Here is an 18,793-nt window from a genome sequence, read left to right as displayed (position 1 = left end):
CCATCTCCTCTACCATTCCACTGTCTCTGTCCAGATTTTTCCGCTGGAAGGGAACATTTCTCCGAATCCCAGATCTGTAACTGTCACTTTACATTCTGTGGCTGAAATATACTGTAATTCAAGCCGAAGTCTGGTGGTTTTATCCGAACGCAGCGGAATGCCCGGCAGCATCATCCCTACCCTTCGTTTCTCCGGTCTGTCGTAAGTACTTACAATGAACACCAACTCCTCTGTGTCATCAAGGATAAATTCGCAGGATGCCTTACTGTCATACCAGTTATCTCCTGCTTCGATCAATGGATAATAAGTAGGTGAACCCATTACTCTCATTTCCATTCCCACATCAGCCATAACCAGAGAATCACTTAAGAAACGATAGCCCTTCAATGCCTTATTCTCTGTCTTTTCTTTTCCTGCAGCACAGGCACCCTTTGCAAAAAGGTTATTTCCATAGAAAACCTTTCGCTTCTGATAACACAGTAATCTTACAGACTGCTCAGCCCAGTCCTGGGAAAATCCTTCTCCTGTGATCTGGATGCTGGAAAACAGATCTCTGCCAAGTGTCTTCTGGACAAATTTACAAAACTCCGAATCTCTCTCCAGTCCCTCAGCAGGAAGTTCTGTGTCTGTAGCTTCTTCCAGTTTTACAGTGACAGGCTTTGTCGCACCGTTCATTGTCATCTTGCGAAAAGACACACGCTCCGGCGTAAAAGCATACCAGCCCACACTGCGGTTCCAGGTTTCTCTTTTCTGTGAAAGCACATAATAATAGAAGCTTTCCCCATAATCCATGAGCATATATTTCTCATGTGGAAATTTCAGTATCTCAAATGCTTTCTGAAAATTCTCCACCTGGGTTTCTGTAAGTTCCGGAAGTGTTACTGCCACGCATTTAGTATTTTTGACCAGCTCTGCCACTCCCAGAAATTTAAGCATTCCCTGCAGAAACTGCGCCAGAATCTCCCATGGAGCAAGTTCCTGTCCTTCCACCAGTACAGAATCACTTTTTTCACAGATTCCATAGACGTCATCAATCATGATCCCGCCTTTTTCCCGGACAAAGTATTCTGCTTCCAGTCCTACACAATAATCCTTCTGCTCCGGTCTCCAGCACAGAATACAGGGAGCCTCATACTGGTTTCCACCCGCTTTCATAGAAAGAGAACGTGCCTCGTCTCCTTTTCTGTCATAATAACATATCTGGGAATATTCTTTGCCAAAATCAATTCCCACGATCAAATCACGAATTTCGTTCATTTGTTCCTCCCGGTTTCAGGACGATCTGTTCCTGCTCCTCTTTCTCGATCACAAACATCTGCTGCACATACTGTTCCTGACGGAGATACTTTCTCACCTGCAAAAGTACTTCTTTCTTTTTATCCAGTCTGCGGGCAGAGAGCATCTGATTGATCATATGATATTTACTCACAGGTGTACCCTCAATCTTATTCATTGTAAGTACCCTCTCCTGAGTCCGATTCACCTGATCTCCTGTTACTGATTCAAAATAATACTTCAATGTCTCCCCGTAAAACAGTGTAAAAGCTTTTACAAAAATGCCTTCATATAAGTTACGGAGTGGTTCTGTCTGATATTTTATCTGATTTCCGAGACCTGCATCCAGCGCATAATAGAGTGTCACCCTTGATGACGGATCTGCATGATATTCCACAAAGGTTTTATCATCCAACTGATAAGGACTCAAAACAGATACCGGAAGCTTCCTGAAGAATGCAAAATACATTCCCTGCTTCACGCATTTCTGAAGAATCTTTTCTGCATTGCAAAGCTGTTTTTCTTCCAGATTTTTTTCTTTGGAATATGCTTCCAGAAGCGCAATGCTGCACACAAAATCAACCGGCCATTTTTCATCATAGATTCGTTCCAGCAGACTTCTCACAAAGACACTCATTGGGTATTTTTTTACAAATGCTCCATATGCAACCTGTGTAAGATAGGCTCCTGCGATACGTTCCTTTCCACTGTGATGAACATAATCTTCCAGGATCTTCTCTCCCTCTTTCCTGTAATCAGAAGTAAACATCAGAAGGCAAAGAAGCTTCTCCTCCAGTTCATAGGTATCCATCTCAAAGCCCTGCGCACTTTTCCAGACAGATATCAATTCATCTATGGGACCAAACCTGTACTCCATAAGATATTTCAGGATCACTTCGTCATACTTTCCACGTCTGTAGACATCTGATGCAAGGGCAAGCAGTTCATCGTCTTCTTCCATCTCACACCTTGTCAGCATCCTGCTAGTCAGTTTCAACTGACTCTCTATGCGGATTCCTTCATATCCATATTCAGAAACAACGGACATTGCCTGTTGATACAGCCCCCTGGCGATCAGCACCTCCAGAAGAGCGGTTCTGTCTACAGCCGCATACTTCTTATAATCCATCTGCCGCAGATAATCATCTGTTTCTTCTGCCCTGATATGTTCAGAATAGTAAGAAAGCAGTTTTTCTCTGATGCATTTCTGGTATTCATCTGAAAATTCCTCTGACTCAGGGATTCTCTGGAATGCCTGAAGATTCTCCTGATCTGGTTCCGTATGTTCGCTGCAGTGAAGCACCAGCCCCGGCTCTTCTATATGAAAATCAAGAATCTTGTCTGTCAGTTCACGCTCATCAAATAGTTTCTTGATATTATAATCTATTGTTGATGCATACCTTCTCTGTTTCTCATCCTGAAACAGGATCACCGCATCATCTGTATAAATTCTGGGATAAGCCACTCCCTGGATACATGGGTAAATCTCTTCTTCCCTGAGCTGTTCATGGCGCACAATCACATAGCGTATCTTCTTATCATCGCAGTAAAGTCTGTAGGTAAACAGCTTTTTTGCAAGCAGTTTTGCCTGTCCTTCTGTTTTGGGATTGCTTAAAAATTCCTGATAAAGAACCGCATAATTCTCATTCATCCGTCCTTCTTTCGCCTTGCGCATGGCAAAAATCTTCATATGATCCCTGTAATCCGCATATGTCTGTGGCTGACGGCCTCGGTTTCCCACAATACTTGCATAAATAAATGCCTTTTTATCATCTGCAAGAGAAGTATTATTATAGGTAAAATACATCAGAAGGGGTTTTGGAAGTTCTCTCTGATAGGATGTATCCATTGTCTCCACATAATATTCATATATCCTTGTCAGACGGATTCCTTTCTCCACTGCCAGGGAAAACCACCTGAAATATTCCGGTTTTCTCGGGTTTCCAAGCATAATATATCTGCAGATCGCTTCCAGCGTATCATCGGATTCAAAAGCATCGTATCCCATTGCCAGTGCTCTGTACATGCTGGTACAGAATTCTCTCTCATACCCTGTAAGATAGGCAAATCTCATTACCAGTTCTTCGGTCAGAAGTCCTTTCTCGCCTGCAAATAAAAATACCTGCGTCCAGAAACTGCTCATTCTGTGAAGAAGTGTTGTGTCACTGCTGATGTAATTCCATGCTTCCAGATACAGGAACGGACTTCTGCAACCCTTCTCAAAAAGCTCCTCCATCATAAATACAAGTCTTGAAGAAGAACCCTTATCCTCCGGATTCATTTCCAGCCAGAGTTTAAATAACAAAAAGCTGTCTTCTTTCTGAAGGAAAAAATTGCGCAGACGTCTTGCCGCCTGTTCTTTGTCTTTATGCAATCCTGTAAGAACGCAGAGATAAAGGTAAGAACCTGCCTGTTCCAGATCCTCTCTGGCGAAATTCTGATGTTTAAATTTCTTCAGGATTTCTCTTGCCTGCTCATCCTTTTCTTCCATATGAAGGATGTATGCTTCATACATCTGATATTCCGGATAATCGCATCCCGCTTCTCTTAACTGATTAAGGACAAATCTGCTGCTGCCAATCCATGTCTTACTGTCCATTCTTTTGCAGAAATATTCTACAAGATCACGCAACAACTCCAATTTATGCTGTTTTACATGAATCTCCGTTTTAAGCTGTACTTTCGGCTCCATGGATGCAGTGATCTGATAGGTTAGCTGCTGATATGGACTCTTCACAGTAATCTCACCAAACTGGCGTCCTTTTTTCAGTTTTTCCTTATGGATCACATATTCCACCTGATAATAGCTTCCTATGAAATCTTCATCTGTAACCACATGCCTGGAAACTTCCAGAAAATCACCTTTCGCCTCTACATCCAGCCTGAGATGTCCCCATCCGCTCCTCTGGACTGCAAAAGTTTCACGGACAGATTCACTGATATCATAAAAACTGTTCTGATCTGCCTTCAATTCAATTTTTACAGGATCCTTTTTTCCCGTTCCGATGAGAAACTCTTCTACATGCTGAAATGTCACGGGCTGTTTTGAGAGGCCCTTATAAAGAGCTTTCTCTTTCTGTCCGGCATTCCTTAACAGAAGTTCAAACCTGCGGTCTGTAAAAACACGATATGCTTCTTTAAAATCGTCCTTTGCGATATTCACAAAGGTATCCATATCCGGCACTTCCCCGGCAACACTTTTCAGTTCTGTTTTCTCTGCCTGAACAAGAAATGGCAGCTTATATTCTCCAATGTCTGTGGTGAAACAAAGCCATCCCTCATGTCGCTCACCCGGGTGCATCCCTGCACCGTCAATCCCATACTGCAGTCTCACCGTAGTTCCCGAAAATTTCTCGGTTCCCGGCACCACGCGTCTGTTGGAAGATGTGATATATCCCCGGATTTTCTGATTATCCTCTGTTCCGAAATACAATTCTCCTTTGTACACATCACCAGCTTTCAGAGTCACTTCTATTTTGTCCTGCGAAAAAAGGAGCTGCGGATGTTCATGTCTGAAATTTCCACTTAATAGTTCTTCTATCGTCTTTTTCAAAATTGTTCACCTTATATCCTTGCTTAAATTACAGAGCTACTGTTCACAAGCCTATTGCGTTTAATTATACACCACAAACCGTATCCGCGCAACAATCCGCTTTTATCATTATTTAATGTTGCATTCATATAAATTGTCTTATATAATAAATTATATACCAAAGTTAATGCAGATAATTTTCTTTTTCATTTATTATTTATCAGAAATATTATCTGTTCCTGCAAAATTCTCTATCCTGAGTTGACTTTCCTCTCTTTGTATCGTATCATTCAGTACAGCTCAAAAAATACTTTTTAAAGAAGGAGGTTATCATCCATGCAGGATAACAAAAATTTTCTGGGCACAGAACCTGTTGGAAAGCTTCTTTTAAAGCTATCCATTCCAACAGTGATCGCCCAGCTCATCAACATGCTTTATAACATTGTAGACCGTATTTACATCGGCCACATCCCGGGGGAAGGCAGCCTGGCACTTACCGGTGTGGGAGTCTGTATGCCCATCATCATGATCGTCTCCGCATTTGCGGCACTGGTCAGTTCCGGCGGCGCACCAAGGGCTTCTATTTACATGGGAAAACAGGATAATAAATCTGCTGAGAATATATTAGGCAACTGTTTTATTCTTCAGATTATTATCTCTGCTATCCTCACTGCCATTTTACTGATCTGGGGCAGAGATTTATTACTGGCTTTTGGCGCCAGTGAAAACACCATCAGTTATGCAACAGATTATATGCATATTTACGCTTTCGGTACCTTGTTCGTACAATTAACCCTTGGTATGAATGCATTCATCACTGCACAGGGATTTACCACATTTTCCATGGTTTCCGTCCTGATCGGCGCTGTCTGCAATATTGTTTTAGACCCTGTATTTATCTTTGTTTTTCATATGGGGGTACGCGGTGCTGCACTGGCAACTGTTATCTCACAGGCAATTTCCACACTCTGGGTAGTTTTATTCCTCTGCGGCAAAAAGACACAGCTTCACCTCAGGAAAAAGCATCTCCATCTGGAGGCAAAGGTTGTTCTTCCCTGTATCGCACTTGGACTTGCTGCTTTTATCATGCAGTCAAGCGAAAGTATTGTAACTGTCTGCTTCAATTCATCCCTGCTTCGGTACGGCGGTGATATTGCGGTGGGAGCCATGACCATCCTGACCAGTGTTATGCAGTTTGCCATGCTTCCTCTTCAGGGAATTGCGCAGGGAGCACAGCCAATTTCCAGTTATAATTACGGTGCCAAAAACACAGACAGAGTAAAGAAAACTTTTCGTTTGCTTCTGATCACCTGTCTGTCATATTCTGTACTCCTCTGGGCTGCTGTACAGCTTGTTCCCAGAGTATTTGTAAGCATTTTTACGGCAGATACAAGTCTTATCGAATTTACTGCACCAATGCTGAAAATCTATCTGGGTGGTCTGTTCCTCTTCGGTATCCAGATTGCCTGTCAGATGACCTTTACCTCCCTTGGAAAGGCAGTAAACTCTATTATTGTTGCTGTTGTCCGTAAGTTTGTACTGCTGATCCCGCTGATCTATATTATGCCTCATATGATATCTGATTCAACAACAGGCGTATATATGGCAGAACCCATTGCAGATATTACTGCTGTGATCTTTACCTCTGTTTTATTTACATTTCAGTTTAAAAAGGCACTGGCAGAAATTCAGAATTAAATACTGTACAAATCCATAATAAGGGGTGAACATTACAAAACGTTCACCCCTTAAATTATGCATTTCTATAGTCAAACGGATATTCACAATCCGCTTCGCTACTTGATTGATTAAAACAAGTCATTAATCACTTCCTGTACTGTCTGCAAACGCTCTGCTTTCCATGCTTTTGCACCACAGAAAAGAAGTCCCTCATCTACATTCCCTTTTACTGCATTGATCAGTCCGTCAGTAATACAGTAAGGTATTTCTTTGGGGCTACATTTTACAAGACATCCATGACAGGGACTGTGTGGAATCTGTTCGCCGTTCATGACACGGGTCATGAATTTGTTCATAATGGCACGACCTGGCATTCCAACAGGGCTTTTTACAATGGCAATGTCGGATTCTTTTGCTTTTAAATGAGCTTCTTTGTAGCGGATGTCTGCGTCACATTCTTCCGTTGTAATAAAACGGGTAGCTACCTGAATGCCGTCAGCACCCAGATTATCCACTTTTTGGACATCCTCTCTGTTATAGATACCACCTGCTACGATCACTGGAATTTCTGTCCCATATTTCTCTGCGTAACTTTTTACTGTTGTGATGATTTTCTTTATTTCTTCACTGTAGGATTCTTCAGTATATTTCTCCAGTTCTTCTTTATGAAAGCCAAGATGTCCGCCTGCCTGAGGACCTTCGATTACTACCAGATCTGCAGTTCTTTTGTATTTTCTGTCCCAGTATTTCAGGATTACTTTTGCGGATTTGTCTGTAGATACAATGGGGGCAATCTTTGTCAGACTTCCTTTTACCAGTTCCGGAAGCTCTGTGGGAAGTCCCGCACCGGAAATAATGATGTCTGCGCCAGCTTTTACTGCAGCCTTTACGTGAGATGCATATTCTTTCAGTGCAACCATAATATTGTATCCTATAATTCCATCTTCGGAAATCATACGGGCTTTTTTCATTTCACCGGCAATGGCACGTTCGTTGGCTGCTGCCGGATTTCTGTCGAAATCTTCTTCCCTGTAGCCGATCTGTGCAGTGGAAATAATACCAACTCCTCCTGCTTTCGCAACAGAACCTGCAAGTCTGCCAAGACTGATCCCAACTCCCATTCCCCCCTGGATCAATGGAACTCTTGTGATTTTATCTCCTATTTTGAAATTCTTCATTGTGATTCTTCTCCTGTTATTTTGTTTGTATTTTAAATATTTTGATATTCAAAGTATATCACAATATTTATTCTTGTCAAGAGAAACCAGTTTATATAGTTTTTAATACTATATACATAACCGATATCTGTCCTTTTTCCTATAGCAGTCCTAATAAATAATGCATTTAAGACAGTTCATCAGAGTGTGTGAAAGACAAGGAGGATATCTGCAGGCGTGCCGACACACGGCAAAAATATCTGACGCAGGATTTCTCTGCTTTTTTAACCGAAACAGGTAAGTCTCCTGCTTCAATTGCGAATACCCACATGACTCCTATCATTTTTCATGATGGATATCACACTTTTATTTCAGAAGCCGAATTATTACAAACAGTTAATTCAAAATGATTTCTATTTGTTTTTATATAACCTTCTTTCTGTAGCTTTGATATCTCCGTAGACATTGCCGCACGGTCAATGCACAGATAATCTGCCAACTGCTGCCGGTCAAAAGGAATATCAAAGGATAACGACGAATGTCTGATAGACTCTGCCGACAGATAGGACAATAGTTTGTCCCTTGTCGTTCGCTTGCCCACATGTGTGATTTTGTCGTTCAGGATCAATATCTTATTTGCCAGAACACTGACCAGGTTGCGGATCAGCTTCTGATGGTGTTCGCATGCAGTCGGGCAGGAAATCAGAAGCCTTTGGACATTTAGCAGAATAATCTCACAATCCGTATCTGCCACCACACTGACATTCAGAACAGCTCCCGGGCTTGCTGCATATGGCTCACCAAAGAAATCACCGGTATGACATTTCGACAGAATATTCCGATGCCCCCAAAGGTCTTCCTGAATAACAAGAACACAGCCGGACACCACAAGTCCCATTACCTCGGTAGAATCTCCTGCTCTGAAAATATAAGAATCTCGTTTTTGGGAAACTGCTGTTGCTTTTACACAATGCAGTATAGATAATATCTCGTTATCAGTAAGGCCTGTAAAGAATGGACTGTTTTTTAGAATGGGTAAATATTTTTTCAAAATCATTCCTCCTTGTTGGAAATCAAACATACAAGTTGTATTTATCATACTATAATGCCGACAGAAACAAAAGTTAAATCTATTGACGGAGGTAAAATGATAAGAAAGATTATTCGAATCGATAAAGAAAAATGCAATGGCTGCGGCGCCTGTGCAGATGCCTGCCACGAAGGTGCCATTGATATCATTAATGGAAAAGCAGAATTGGTAAGAGAACATTTCTGTGACGGACTGGGGGATTGCCTCCCGGAGTGTCCCACAGGTGCCATTTCCTTTGAGGAACGGGAAGCACCTGAATATGATGAAGCGGCTGTGAAAGAAGCACAGAAAAAAATATTTGCCAAAAATCAGGCAATAACTGCTCATGCCGGCTGTCCCGGGTCTAAAAGCATGCAGATTCAGCGATCAGAAATACCCAAATCAGAAAAACCATCTTCAACCACAGGTCAGGTATCCAATCTTCAGAACTGGCCGGTACAGATTAAGCTGGCACCTGTCAGTGCCCCATATTTTAACGGCGCAAAGCTTTTAATCGCAGCCGATTGTACTGCATACGCTTACGCAGGCTTTCATCAGGATTTTATCCGAAATAAGGTAACATTAATCGGCTGTCCTAAATTGGATCAGGTGGATTATAGCGAGAAACTGACTGCAATAATCCAAAATAACGATATTCAAAGTGTGACGATTGTAAGAATGGAAGTTCCATGCTGTGGCGGACTTGAGATGGCAACCAGAAAAGCACTTCAGAATAGTGGAAAATTCATTCCCTGGCAGGTTATAACCATAGGTATTGATGGAAATATTATAGAATAAAGGAGGATACGACAATGGATAAAAAAATGTTTTGTTATCAGTGTGAACAGACAGTGGGATGCACCGGCTGCACAGGAAATGCAGGTGTCTGCGGAAAAAAGGCAGGCACTGCCAAATTACAGGATGAGCTGACAGGTGCGTTGATCGGTCTGGCAAGAGCTGTCGATGGCGCAGCAGCTATTTCCAAAAGTACCAGTCAGGTCATAATTGAAGGACTGTTTACTACCGTTACAAATGTGAGTTTTGACGATGCAGCAATCGAAAATATGATACAAAAAGTCAGAGCAGAAAAAGAAAGACTGGTTCCTGACTGCAATAAATGTCAGTCACCTTGCGGTAAATCAGACGAATATGACATGCAGCAGCTGTGGAATGCAGATGAAGATATCCGCTCCCTGAAGTCCCTTATTCTTTTCGGGATTCGCGGAATGGCAGCCTATGCTTATCATGCAAATGTTCTGAATTATGAAGATGCCGAAGTAAACCGTTTCTTCTGTGAAGCATTATTTAAGATTGGTTATGAAGAAAGTGTGGAAACACTGCTTCCTACTGTACTGAAAGTAGGGGAAATCAATCTGAAATGTATGGCACTTCTTGACAAGGCCAATACAGAAACTTACGGAACACCGGAACCGACTGCAGTTACACTTACCGTAGAAAAAGGACCATTTATTGTAGTAACCGGTCATGATCTGAAGGATCTGCAGCTTTTACTTGAACAGACTGAAGGAAAAGGAATCAACATCTATACCCACGGCGAAATGCTCCCTGCCCATGCCTACCCACGATTAAAGAAATTCTCTCACTTAAAAGGAAATTTCGGAACTGCATGGCAGAATCAGCAGAAAGAGTTTGATCATCTTCCGGCTCCGATCCTTTACACCACCAACTGTCTGATGCCGCCAAAAAGCAGTTATGCTGACAGAGTATTTACAACAGAAGTGGTTGCTTTCCCAGGCGCTGTTCATATCGACGAGAAGAAAGATTTCACACCGGTTATTGAAAAAGCACTGGAACTGGGTGGTTACAAAGAAGATCAGACACGCACAGGCATCAACGGCGGTACGAAAGTGACAACCGGTTTCGGTCATGCAGCTATTCTCTCCCATGCAGATACTGTAGTAGAAGCTGTAAAATTAGGAGCGATCCGCCACTTCTTCCTGGTTGCCGGCTGTGATGGTGCCAAACCAGGTCGAAACTATTACACAGAATTCGTGAAGCAGACACCTTCTGACAGTATTGTTCTCACCCTGGCATGTGGAAAATTCCGTTTCAATGATCTGGATCTGGGAGAAATCGGTGGTCTGCCAAGACTGATGGATATGGGCCAGTGTAATGATGCTTATGGTGCAATCCAGGTTGCTGTGGCACTTGCGGATGCATTTGGATGTTCTGTAAATGAGCTTCCGCTTTCTTTCGTTCTCTCCTGGTATGAACAGAAAGCAGTCTGTATCCTGCTGACACTTTTACACCTGGGTATCAAAAACATCCGTCTTGGTCCTTCTCTTCCGGCGTTCCTGTCTCCTAATATTCTAAACTATCTGGTAGAAAATTATGGTATTGCACCTATCACCACACCGGAAGAAGATATCAAAGCACTGATGAACCAGTAAAATAAATTTTTCAAAATCTTCGCAAATTAACAAAGCCGATACAGGATTCAAAAATCCCGCATCGGCTTTATTTATGGGTCTGAAGACTCGGATCTGCCGACAACAATTTTAAACATGTGCAACGATATTCTGATGGGGTTAAATGATAACGTTTTTTAAACAATCTGCAAAAATAATCAACGTTATGAAATCCAGTTTCATAGGCAATTGTTTTTACTTTTTTATTCGTATTTTTCAATAACCAGGAAGCTGCCTGAAGTCGATATCCTATCAGATAATTAACTGGTGTAGTATGTAAAAACCGGTGGAACAAATTAAGTGCAGTACTTTTGCTGATTCCTATATGCGAGGCAATTTCATCCAGAGACAAATTGTGATTATAGTTTTCATGTATATATTGCATGATTAACTGCACTCTTTTCTGTGCAACTTCATCAACTGTCTGTACATCTCCTTTATCAGATAACTTTACATTTTCATAAAAAGTCAGCCATAAATCCTGCATCAATGCCAAAGTAGCAAGTTCTCTTATTTTCTCATTCCCCTGTATTTCCATTATTTTTATCATAGTTTGTATAATCTTTGTCTGCCATAGTTCATCAGTCTGAAAACGCTGGAAATATATATTCGATGAAATGATTGGCAAGATATATTTCTTATAGATCAGGCTGTTCTCCGGTGCAATAAATTCCGGCATACATACAAAGTTAGGAATGATACCACCTGATGATGCGTAAAAGCGGTGCAATATTTTAGAATTAATAAAAATTGCTTCTCCTTCTGACAATATAATCTGTTTTTCTCCTATTCCGCATGTAACTTGTCCGGACTCCACATATAAAAACTCAAATTCTCTGTGCCAGTGCCACTCAATACAATGAAAATCAAACAATTCCAGATTATCATAATAATACTGGAATGGATAATCACTGCTTCCATGCTGTTTAATTTCCATGAACTCCTCGTCTGTAAGTATTCTATTATATGTTTTATTATAATCCATCTCCATATCACGTTCTTTCTTTTTTACGATATTATACAGTATTTCTACAATTTAATTCAATGTATATATCTAATATTTGCTATATAATCAAGCAAAAAAAGAAAAGAGGTATACTTATGATTTTTAAATGTAGAAATTCTATAAAAAAAACAGACTACCATAAGACAAAAATCGCCTGTTATATGGGCTTTATCACACAGGCTATTGCTGCAAACTTCGCACCGCTTCTTTTTTTGAAATTTCACAGTGATTACCATATTTCTCTCGGTAACATTGCTCTGATATCCACTTTCTTCTTTTTCACACAGCTTCTGGTTGACCTGTTCTGTGCCAAATTCGTGGACCATATCGGGTATCGTGTGTGCATTGTTACATCAGAAATATTTTCTGCACTGGGTCTGCTTGGACTGGCATTTTTACCTGATTTTTTACCTGATCCTTTTATTGGAATTATATGTAGTGTTATTGTTTATGCCATCGGAAGTGGTTTAATAGAAGTACTTTGCAGCCCTATTATCGAGGCCTGTCCATTTGAAAACAAAGAAGCAACTATGAGTCTGCTCCATTCTTTTTACTGTTGGGGAGCTGTTGGGACAATTTTGATTTCCAGCTTATTTTTCCTGATATTTGGAATAGACAACTGGAAATGGCTCGCCGTAATATGGGCAATCATTCCTGCAGTTAATACTTATAACTTCATGACCTGTCCTATTGAACCTCTGGTTGACAATGGTTCCGGAATGGGAATTAAGAATCTGTTTTCCAGACCATTTTTCTGGGTTGCAATATGTCTGATGATCTGTTCCGGAGCTTCTGAGCTTGCAATGGCTCAATGGGCATCTGCTTATGCAGAAGCTGCACTGGGATTGTCAAAAGCCCTGGGAGATTTAGCAGGTCCATGTATGTTTGCAGTAACAATGGGAATCAGCCGTATAATTTTTGGGAAATATGGAGAACAGTTAGATTTAATGAAGTTTATGAGTGGTTCAGGCATATTATGCGTTGTCTGTTATCTACTTGCCGCTTTGTCATCCAGCCCGATTATCGGACTTATCGGTTGTATTGCATGTGGATTTTCAGTTGGAATCATGTGGCCTGGAACAATCAGTATTTCCTCAAAAACTTTTCCAACAGGTGGAACGGCTATGTTTTCTCTTCTTGCCATGGCAGGAGATTTAGGTGGCAGCATTGGACCTGGAATTGTTGGTCGTATCACCCAGAATGCCGGAAATAATATTAGGATTGGCATGGGATTCGGACTTATTTTTCCAGTAATTTTATTGTTTATGTTATTCCTGCTGTATCGAAAAAAATCCACACAGCCCCAAATATCAAAGCACTGATGAACCATTAAAAGTAAATTTTTCAAAACCTCTGTAAGATCAATAAAGCCGATACTGGATTCAAAAGTCCCGCATCGGCTTTTTACTTTGGTTTCTTTCTTTTCCCTGTAATTTTTTCTACCTTCAAAACATATCATTGCCCCATAACAAGGAAATCTATTGTACATTATTTTTTAAGTTCATAAAAAAAATTGCTATTTTATCCAACTTTGCTTCATTATATTCTGCAAAATCCAAATAATATTTTGGAATACTTACAGCCTGAATTTCTTTTTTATATAACCATTGTCTTGTTTTGGCTTCCGGAGCAAAAATAACTGCTTGATGTTCACTGGAAAAAATCTCATTATAAGTACATGCTGAATGGTCTAAAACACACTTCCAATCCATATTCTCATCCTGAAAATATCGATTTAGTTGATTCAAAAATTTCTTTGCTTTTTGCATATAAATGACATTCATAATTGGATTATAATGTTCTCCCTCTATTACAGGAATTTCCCATACTAAACAACACGTTTTCATTTATAGATCCCCCTTTACAAAATGCATAACTCCTCAATTTCCTAATCAATAAAACTTGAAGTTGTTAGCCTATTCTCTTTTTGAAATACAGCGCAATTACAACGCATACCACAATAGCAATTGCAAAAGGAATTGCTACCAAAAATGCAGTCGAGACTGGAGCACTATAACCAGCATATTTGATGCCCCACATCATGTCGCAATAGTTATATGCAACAACAGCACACATCACATCAGACAGAAGAACAGCCAAAATCAAAAACAAATTAGATATAGTTTTCATAAAAATCCTCCTTATTTATTCGATGTACTTTTAAGGAACAAAACAGCACCGGCAATAATTGCTACAAGGCAGATAAGTAGGAAAATTCCGTTTCCGTCTATTGTTATCATGGAAGATGTTCCAATTTGTTCCGATGCAGACGGCATAAAAACAGATACAATTCCCCAAGCAATCAACAAGACTACTCCAATGATACAAGTGGCTATACCAAGGATGCGCTTCTCACGCTTGTTCGTTGCCTCAGTTTGATGGACTTCTAAACTCACAGCGTTTTCTGATATTGAATTTTCTTCTTTCATCAAATAGTCCAGTGAAACATCAAAATACTTACTGATTGAAATAAGAGTATCGGTTTCCGGAACTGCTTTCCCGCTTTCCCTTAGTTAAAGATATGAACCCTATTTATCAGTCTACTTTTCCAATAAATCGGTAGTATATCTCTATTTCCTGTATTCTTTCGTTCTCCTCATTCGTTGTTGCTTCGTGAATGAGTATTTTTTCTATCATTGCATTTAATAACGGTGCTGTCAGTTCCTTTGGTACGGAATACTCCTTGATTAACTCAATCCACTTTTCAGCACCTATCATATCCTGTTCCATTTTACTTAATTCTTCTCTTAGGTTGGTTATCTGCTGTTCCAGTTCTATCTGTTCTTTTTGATATTTCCCCGACAGCATGATGAAGTTTCGTTCCGTTATCTTCTCACAGGCTCTATCTTCATACATTTTCGTAAACAAGCGGTCAATCTCATTTTGTCGGTTCTCGGCTTTCTTCAAGGCACTTGCCTTTTTCTTCTTTTCCCGTATTCGCTCTGCATTCCCAGCCTTTTGTATCTTATTCAACACCTTTTCTTCGTCTTGCTGTACTGCCTTAGCCCAATACTGCAATCGTTCCAATACGGCTTGATACAACACATCATAACGGATATAGTGCATAGAACAAGTACCTTTGCCAAACTGTCCGTAGTAACTGCAAGCATAATAACTGTATGGCGTTTTATTTGCCTTATTTGTCGCAAACCGCATAGACCAGCCACAATCCGCACACTTGACAAGCCCTGCAAATATCGGCGTTGCTTTTTCCTTTGTCTGTCTACGCCTTAGTTTTATCTGTTCCTGCACACGATAGAACACTTCTTTGTCAATAATCGGTTCGTGGGTATTTTCTACTCGAAACCATTCACTTTCGGGCTTACGCACTTTTTTCTTGCTCTTGAATGAAACTGTTGATTGTCGATTATGAACGCTGTTTCCTATATAGACTTCACTTTTTAATATTGCTTTAACATGAGCAATCGTCCACTCATAACGCTTACTTTCGGGCTTTCCCTCAAAGATATGAGCAAAAGTACCGTACCTTGTAAAATTCAACCAAGACGCGGTCGGGACTTTTTCTTCTCGCAGTATTTTTGTGATTTTTGCACTACCGTAACCTTGATAGGCTAGAGAGAAGATTTTTTCAACAATCCATTTTGTTTCCTCATCAACCAACAGTTTCCCTTTGATGTCGGGGTGTTTCTTATATCCTAACGGAGCATAAGCCCCATAATACGCACCCTCTGCAAATTTTGTCTTAAACGCTGATTTCACTTTACGGCTCGTATCTCTTGCTACCCATTCATTGATGATGTTCTTAAATGGTGCAATCTCACTTTCGCCTTTTTCGCTGTCCACACCGTCGTCAATCGCTATGTAACGGACATTATGGCTAGGAAAATACAATTCTGTATATTGTCCTGTCATAATATAGTTTCTACCAAGTCGTGATAAGTCTTTTATTACAACACAGTTGATTTTTCCTGCCTCTATATCCTCAATCATTCTTTGAAAGCTCGGTCTTTCAAAATTTGTTCCCGACCAGCCGTCATCAATATATTCATCAATCACATTCAAATGATGTTCTTTTGCATATAGACGCAACATACTTCTTTGTGTGGTAATGCTGGAACTTTCGCCTTGTAATTCATCATCTCGGCTCAACCTAAGATAAAGTGCAGTATTGTAAATCTGTTGTTTCATTGTCAGTTATCCTCCTTTATAACTAACCCATGTTTACAATACCTGCTTGCAAGTAAAGTATAACATGGGTTATTTTTCACATTCAATCTATTTCTTACAACTGCACCGAATTTATGCGATTGTCTGCTTTGCTTTCTCAAGCATAACATCAGTCAGAAGTTCTTCCATTGTCTTTCCCTTTTCAGAAAAATGCTCTTTTACAACAATCTTTGTCTTTCCTCTGTTTCCAATGCCACACTTGTTATTTTTCTTTTGAATTGTTTTTACAGCATTATCAATAACACATACCCCCTTTCTGTAAAAATAGTTTCTAAGCAATTCAACGGCTTTTGTCATAGCCCACAGGACTTTCACCTCTGCATTATCCAATGTAGCCGTACCCATTGCGTGCGACGCTCTTAACGCTCAAGCTGAGGCTGTACGGGAGTATCATTATCAGACAGAACAGGTCATGGCGATAAAAGAGGACAAGTCTTTTACAAGAACACAGATAGGTTATCGCTCACTTTTGCAGGAGAAAGGTCATGGCGTATCTGTTTCAACGGCTCGCTGTCTGTCAAACGTATTGAATTGCTTTATTCAGTTGTCAAAGAGCGATTGAAAGAAGAAAATCATCTTTCCTATATACCGCGTTGGAAAAGAGGAGAAATGTAACTAAAATTCAAAACTTTTTCCCTTTTTCACTACTATCTGTACAGCAAACGTCCATTTGCTAAGTTGAAATAGAAAAATTTAACTTCTTTTCATGCACCATATAGGGATAGAAAATGTCATTTTGCTAAGTTGATGATGAAAAAAGAATATTTTCCTTTTCACACCCTAACTACCCAAAAGATACTGTTACTGCCAACAATAGAATGAACTATTTTCTTCACTCCATATCAGGACAGAAAAGCGTTATTTGTATCACATTTCTTAAACTTTTTTCTTTCTACGCCATATAGGGAACGGAAACCTTAAATTGTTAAGTTGAGGATAAAATAATTTTCTCTTTCCACATCAACACTCAACAGCTAATGCCTGTTTGAATACAAATCAAGAAATAAAGTGTGATTTCCTCTTTCTGCATAATACTGTCCGCTTAACTCGATTTTCCGACATTTTTTTCAAAACTTTTTTCGTCTTTCACTTCATATAGGGACAGCAAGCCAAAATTTAATGACCTATTTTCAAAAAAAGTTTAGATTTCCTGTTCTCGCACCATATCTGTACGAAAGTTGATGTTTTGTTGCAGATATTTTGAAGAAATTAAAAAATACCGTCATTCTCTTGTGGGACAGCGGTATCTATGCGTTCTTCTATGGTTGATTTTTCTAATTGTAATAAGTGTTTATGCTTATCTTTGAGTTCTGTCTGCTCAATCATATCTTTCAGTATCGTTGTATGATTTTCTCTGTCTAATGCTTGTACCATTTTTATGGTTGGTGCAACCTGTCTTTGTAACCAATGCAACGCTTTTTGTAAAGTATAAGGTTCTGGCTTTGTAGTTAAGCGTATCGGTTCTCTGTTTCCCCCTACAAACCATGCCCAATCATCATTTGTTTTCCATTGATTTTTTGGCTTGTCGTCCTCTCTGTCAACAAAGCGGACATAATGATTGATGATAGAAAAAGCAGTGCGTTCAGCGTCCCGATAAGTCAGTAAATCTACAACCGCATAATAGGCTCGTTCATTCTTCATGCGTATTTCAAAGCGGTTCTTAATCTCCGTATCTTCAACTTCTATGCTATTCTTGACATACTGCTCATAATTTTTCTGATAAGCACACATATATAATTCACTGCTTGTTGAACCGAGATATAAGGTTTCTCCTGTATTCTTTGGTAAATCGCTACCACATTTTTCCGTACCGCTGTAATCTTTCTGCATACGAAAGTAGGAGATACATTCGCCAGCCTTGTATTTTTCCTTTAACTTTGGAATATCCAATATTCCTGCTTTATCATTGATTGCCAAGTCAAGCCGTTTCATCTTACCACCTGCCGTTAAACAATCAAGCATGAAGTCATACCATGAGCGTTCCTGTGCCAATAGATAACTTTCCATTTGACGACAGCCTCTGCCTTTCAGTTCCAATAAAACACCTAAATGCTCTTGCATGGAACACATGACATTGATGTCGCCTAAAACATATTTGCTTTCATATCCGTATTTTCCATAATCTTCATAAAGCATATAATCGGGTTTTAGTTGTAATACATCACGGATAATCGCCAATGCGTCCGTAGTAGGAAAGCGAACACGGAAGTAATCAATCAACAGGAATAGTGGTTCTTGTGGATTGAAACGCTCAATCTGTTTTTCTATGACTCCTTTTAATTCGTCATTCAATGGCTGTTTCCCTTTTTCAATGCGGTTGTAATATTCACGGCTGATACCACAAGCAACAGCAAGCCTTGTTTGTGTTACTCCGTATTCCTCACGCTTTTGTCTTAATTCTTCAATAAAGTTTTTATCATTCATTCTTTAATTCCTCCAATCAAAAAAGGCAACTAC

At 40.0% G+C, this 18,793-nt stretch carries 14 protein-coding genes and 1 pseudogene; 4 read left to right on the top strand and 11 right to left on the bottom strand.

Going from position 1 to position 18,793, the window contains the following annotated elements:
- Positions 1-9: 9 nt before the first annotated feature.
- Positions 10-1,257: a DUF5716 family protein gene (locus G4417_RS02845; protein ID WP_173682560.1), complete on the bottom strand. Its 1,248-nt coding sequence runs from the start codon at positions 1,255-1,257 to the stop codon at positions 10-12.
- The gene (locus G4417_RS16840; protein ID WP_243268818.1) at positions 1,241-4,828 is read right to left on the bottom strand and encodes a DUF5717 family protein; all 3,588 of its coding nucleotides are present in this window, start codon (positions 4,826-4,828) and stop codon (positions 1,241-1,243) included. The genes G4417_RS02845 and G4417_RS16840 overlap by 17 nt, the downstream gene beginning before the upstream one ends.
- Positions 4,829-5,143: 315 nt before the next feature.
- On the opposite strand from G4417_RS16840, the gene G4417_RS02835 reads away from it, so the two are divergent.
- Positions 5,144-6,505: an MATE family efflux transporter gene (locus G4417_RS02835; protein WP_173682559.1), complete on the top strand. Its 1,362-nt coding sequence runs from the start codon at positions 5,144-5,146 to the stop codon at positions 6,503-6,505.
- A gap of 110 nt (positions 6,506-6,615) precedes the next feature.
- On the opposite strand, the gene G4417_RS02830 is transcribed toward G4417_RS02835, so the two are convergent.
- Positions 6,616-7,665: an NAD(P)H-dependent flavin oxidoreductase gene (locus G4417_RS02830; protein WP_173682558.1), complete on the bottom strand. Its 1,050-nt coding sequence runs from the start codon at positions 7,663-7,665 to the stop codon at positions 6,616-6,618.
- Between the two features lie 337 nt (positions 7,666-8,002).
- Entirely contained in the window at positions 8,003-8,695 is a 693-nt protein-coding gene (locus G4417_RS02825; RefSeq protein ID WP_173682557.1) for a Crp/Fnr family transcriptional regulator, read from the bottom strand.
- Between the two features lie 96 nt (positions 8,696-8,791).
- On the opposite strand from G4417_RS02825, the gene G4417_RS02820 reads away from it, so the two are divergent.
- On the top strand, positions 8,792-9,511 hold the full coding sequence (locus tag G4417_RS02820) for a 4Fe-4S binding protein (protein ID WP_055052610.1): 720 nt from the start codon (positions 8,792-8,794) through the stop codon (positions 9,509-9,511).
- A gap of 14 nt (positions 9,512-9,525) precedes the next feature.
- Positions 9,526-11,124 carry a hydroxylamine reductase gene (hcp, locus tag G4417_RS02815; RefSeq protein WP_173682556.1) on the top strand — a complete coding sequence of 533 codons (1,599 nt, stop codon included), beginning with the start codon at positions 9,526-9,528 and terminating at the stop codon, positions 11,122-11,124.
- A 67-nt stretch (positions 11,125-11,191) separates the two neighbouring features.
- Here hcp and G4417_RS02810 read toward each other — a convergent pair whose 3' ends face one another.
- Positions 11,192-12,079 carry an AraC family transcriptional regulator gene (locus G4417_RS02810; RefSeq protein ID WP_243268765.1) on the bottom strand — a complete coding sequence of 296 codons (888 nt, stop codon included), beginning with the start codon at positions 12,077-12,079 and terminating at the stop codon, positions 11,192-11,194.
- Between the two features lie 164 nt (positions 12,080-12,243).
- Between G4417_RS02810 and G4417_RS02805 the strand changes: the two genes are divergently transcribed.
- Complete coding sequence (locus G4417_RS02805) at positions 12,244-13,470, top strand: MFS transporter (protein ID WP_062807889.1); 1,227 nt, start codon at positions 12,244-12,246, stop codon at positions 13,468-13,470.
- 156 nt (positions 13,471-13,626) lie between these two features.
- Here the strand turns inward: G4417_RS02805 and G4417_RS02800 are convergent, their stop codons facing one another.
- The 6 genes and pseudogenes from G4417_RS02800 to G4417_RS02775 form a co-directional block, all read right to left on the bottom strand.
- Positions 13,627-13,995: a hypothetical protein gene (locus G4417_RS02800; protein WP_019162388.1), complete on the bottom strand. Its 369-nt coding sequence runs from the start codon at positions 13,993-13,995 to the stop codon at positions 13,627-13,629.
- 64 nt (positions 13,996-14,059) lie between these two features.
- Positions 14,060-14,278 carry a hypothetical protein gene (locus tag G4417_RS02795; protein WP_055057416.1) on the bottom strand — a complete coding sequence of 73 codons (219 nt, stop codon included), beginning with the start codon at positions 14,276-14,278 and terminating at the stop codon, positions 14,060-14,062.
- Between the two features lie 11 nt (positions 14,279-14,289).
- The gene (locus G4417_RS02790) at positions 14,290-14,580 is read right to left on the bottom strand and encodes a hypothetical protein (protein ID WP_173717660.1); all 291 of its coding nucleotides are present in this window, start codon (positions 14,578-14,580) and stop codon (positions 14,290-14,292) included.
- A gap of 103 nt (positions 14,581-14,683) precedes the next feature.
- Positions 14,684-16,297, bottom strand: a complete 1,614-nt coding sequence (locus tag G4417_RS02785; protein ID WP_155560909.1) for a recombinase family protein — start codon at positions 16,295-16,297, stop codon at positions 14,684-14,686.
- A 111-nt stretch (positions 16,298-16,408) separates the two neighbouring features.
- Positions 16,409-16,620 (bottom strand): annotated as a pseudogene (locus G4417_RS02780) (tRNA wybutosine-synthesizing protein 3-like protein).
- A gap of 925 nt (positions 16,621-17,545) precedes the next feature.
- Positions 17,546-18,760 carry an XRE family transcriptional regulator gene (locus G4417_RS02775; protein ID WP_173682554.1) on the bottom strand — a complete coding sequence of 405 codons (1,215 nt, stop codon included), beginning with the start codon at positions 18,758-18,760 and terminating at the stop codon, positions 17,546-17,548.
- Positions 18,761-18,793 lie beyond the last annotated feature (33 nt).

The sequence above is a fragment of the Blautia wexlerae genome, from assembly GCF_013300825.1.
Lineage (GTDB): Bacteria > Bacillota > Clostridia > Lachnospirales > Lachnospiraceae > Blautia_A > Blautia_A wexlerae_B.
Note: the sequence above shows the minus strand (reverse complement) of the source record. Positions and strands in the feature narration are given on the sequence as shown.

What these genes read in the sequence shown, in the direction of transcription:
- G4417_RS02785 (WP_155560909.1), bottom strand. Translation starts at nt 16,297, where the DNA reads ATGAAACAACAGATTTACAATACTGCACTTTATCTTAGGTTGAGCCGA.
- G4417_RS02835 (WP_173682559.1), top strand. Translation starts at nt 5,144, where the DNA reads ATGCAGGATAACAAAAATTTTCTGGGCACAGAACCTGTTGGAAAGCTT.
- G4417_RS02805 (WP_062807889.1), top strand. Translation starts at nt 12,244, where the DNA reads ATGATTTTTAAATGTAGAAATTCTATAAAAAAAACAGACTACCATAAG.
- G4417_RS02845 (WP_173682560.1), bottom strand. Translation starts at nt 1,257, where the DNA reads ATGAACGAAATTCGTGATTTGATCGTGGGAATTGATTTTGGCAAAGAA.
- G4417_RS02775 (WP_173682554.1), bottom strand. Translation starts at nt 18,760, where the DNA reads ATGAATGATAAAAACTTTATTGAAGAATTAAGACAAAAGCGTGAGGAA.
- G4417_RS02800 (WP_019162388.1), bottom strand. Translation starts at nt 13,995, where the DNA reads ATGAAAACGTGTTGTTTAGTATGGGAAATTCCTGTAATAGAGGGAGAA.
- G4417_RS02820 (WP_055052610.1), top strand. Translation starts at nt 8,792, where the DNA reads ATGATAAGAAAGATTATTCGAATCGATAAAGAAAAATGCAATGGCTGC.
- G4417_RS02795 (WP_055057416.1), bottom strand. Translation starts at nt 14,278, where the DNA reads ATGAAAACTATATCTAATTTGTTTTTGATTTTGGCTGTTCTTCTGTCT.
- hcp (WP_173682556.1), top strand. Translation starts at nt 9,526, where the DNA reads ATGGATAAAAAAATGTTTTGTTATCAGTGTGAACAGACAGTGGGATGC.
- G4417_RS02830 (WP_173682558.1), bottom strand. Translation starts at nt 7,665, where the DNA reads ATGAAGAATTTCAAAATAGGAGATAAAATCACAAGAGTTCCATTGATC.
- G4417_RS02810 (WP_243268765.1), bottom strand. Translation starts at nt 12,079, where the DNA reads ATGGAAATTAAACAGCATGGAAGCAGTGATTATCCATTCCAGTATTAT.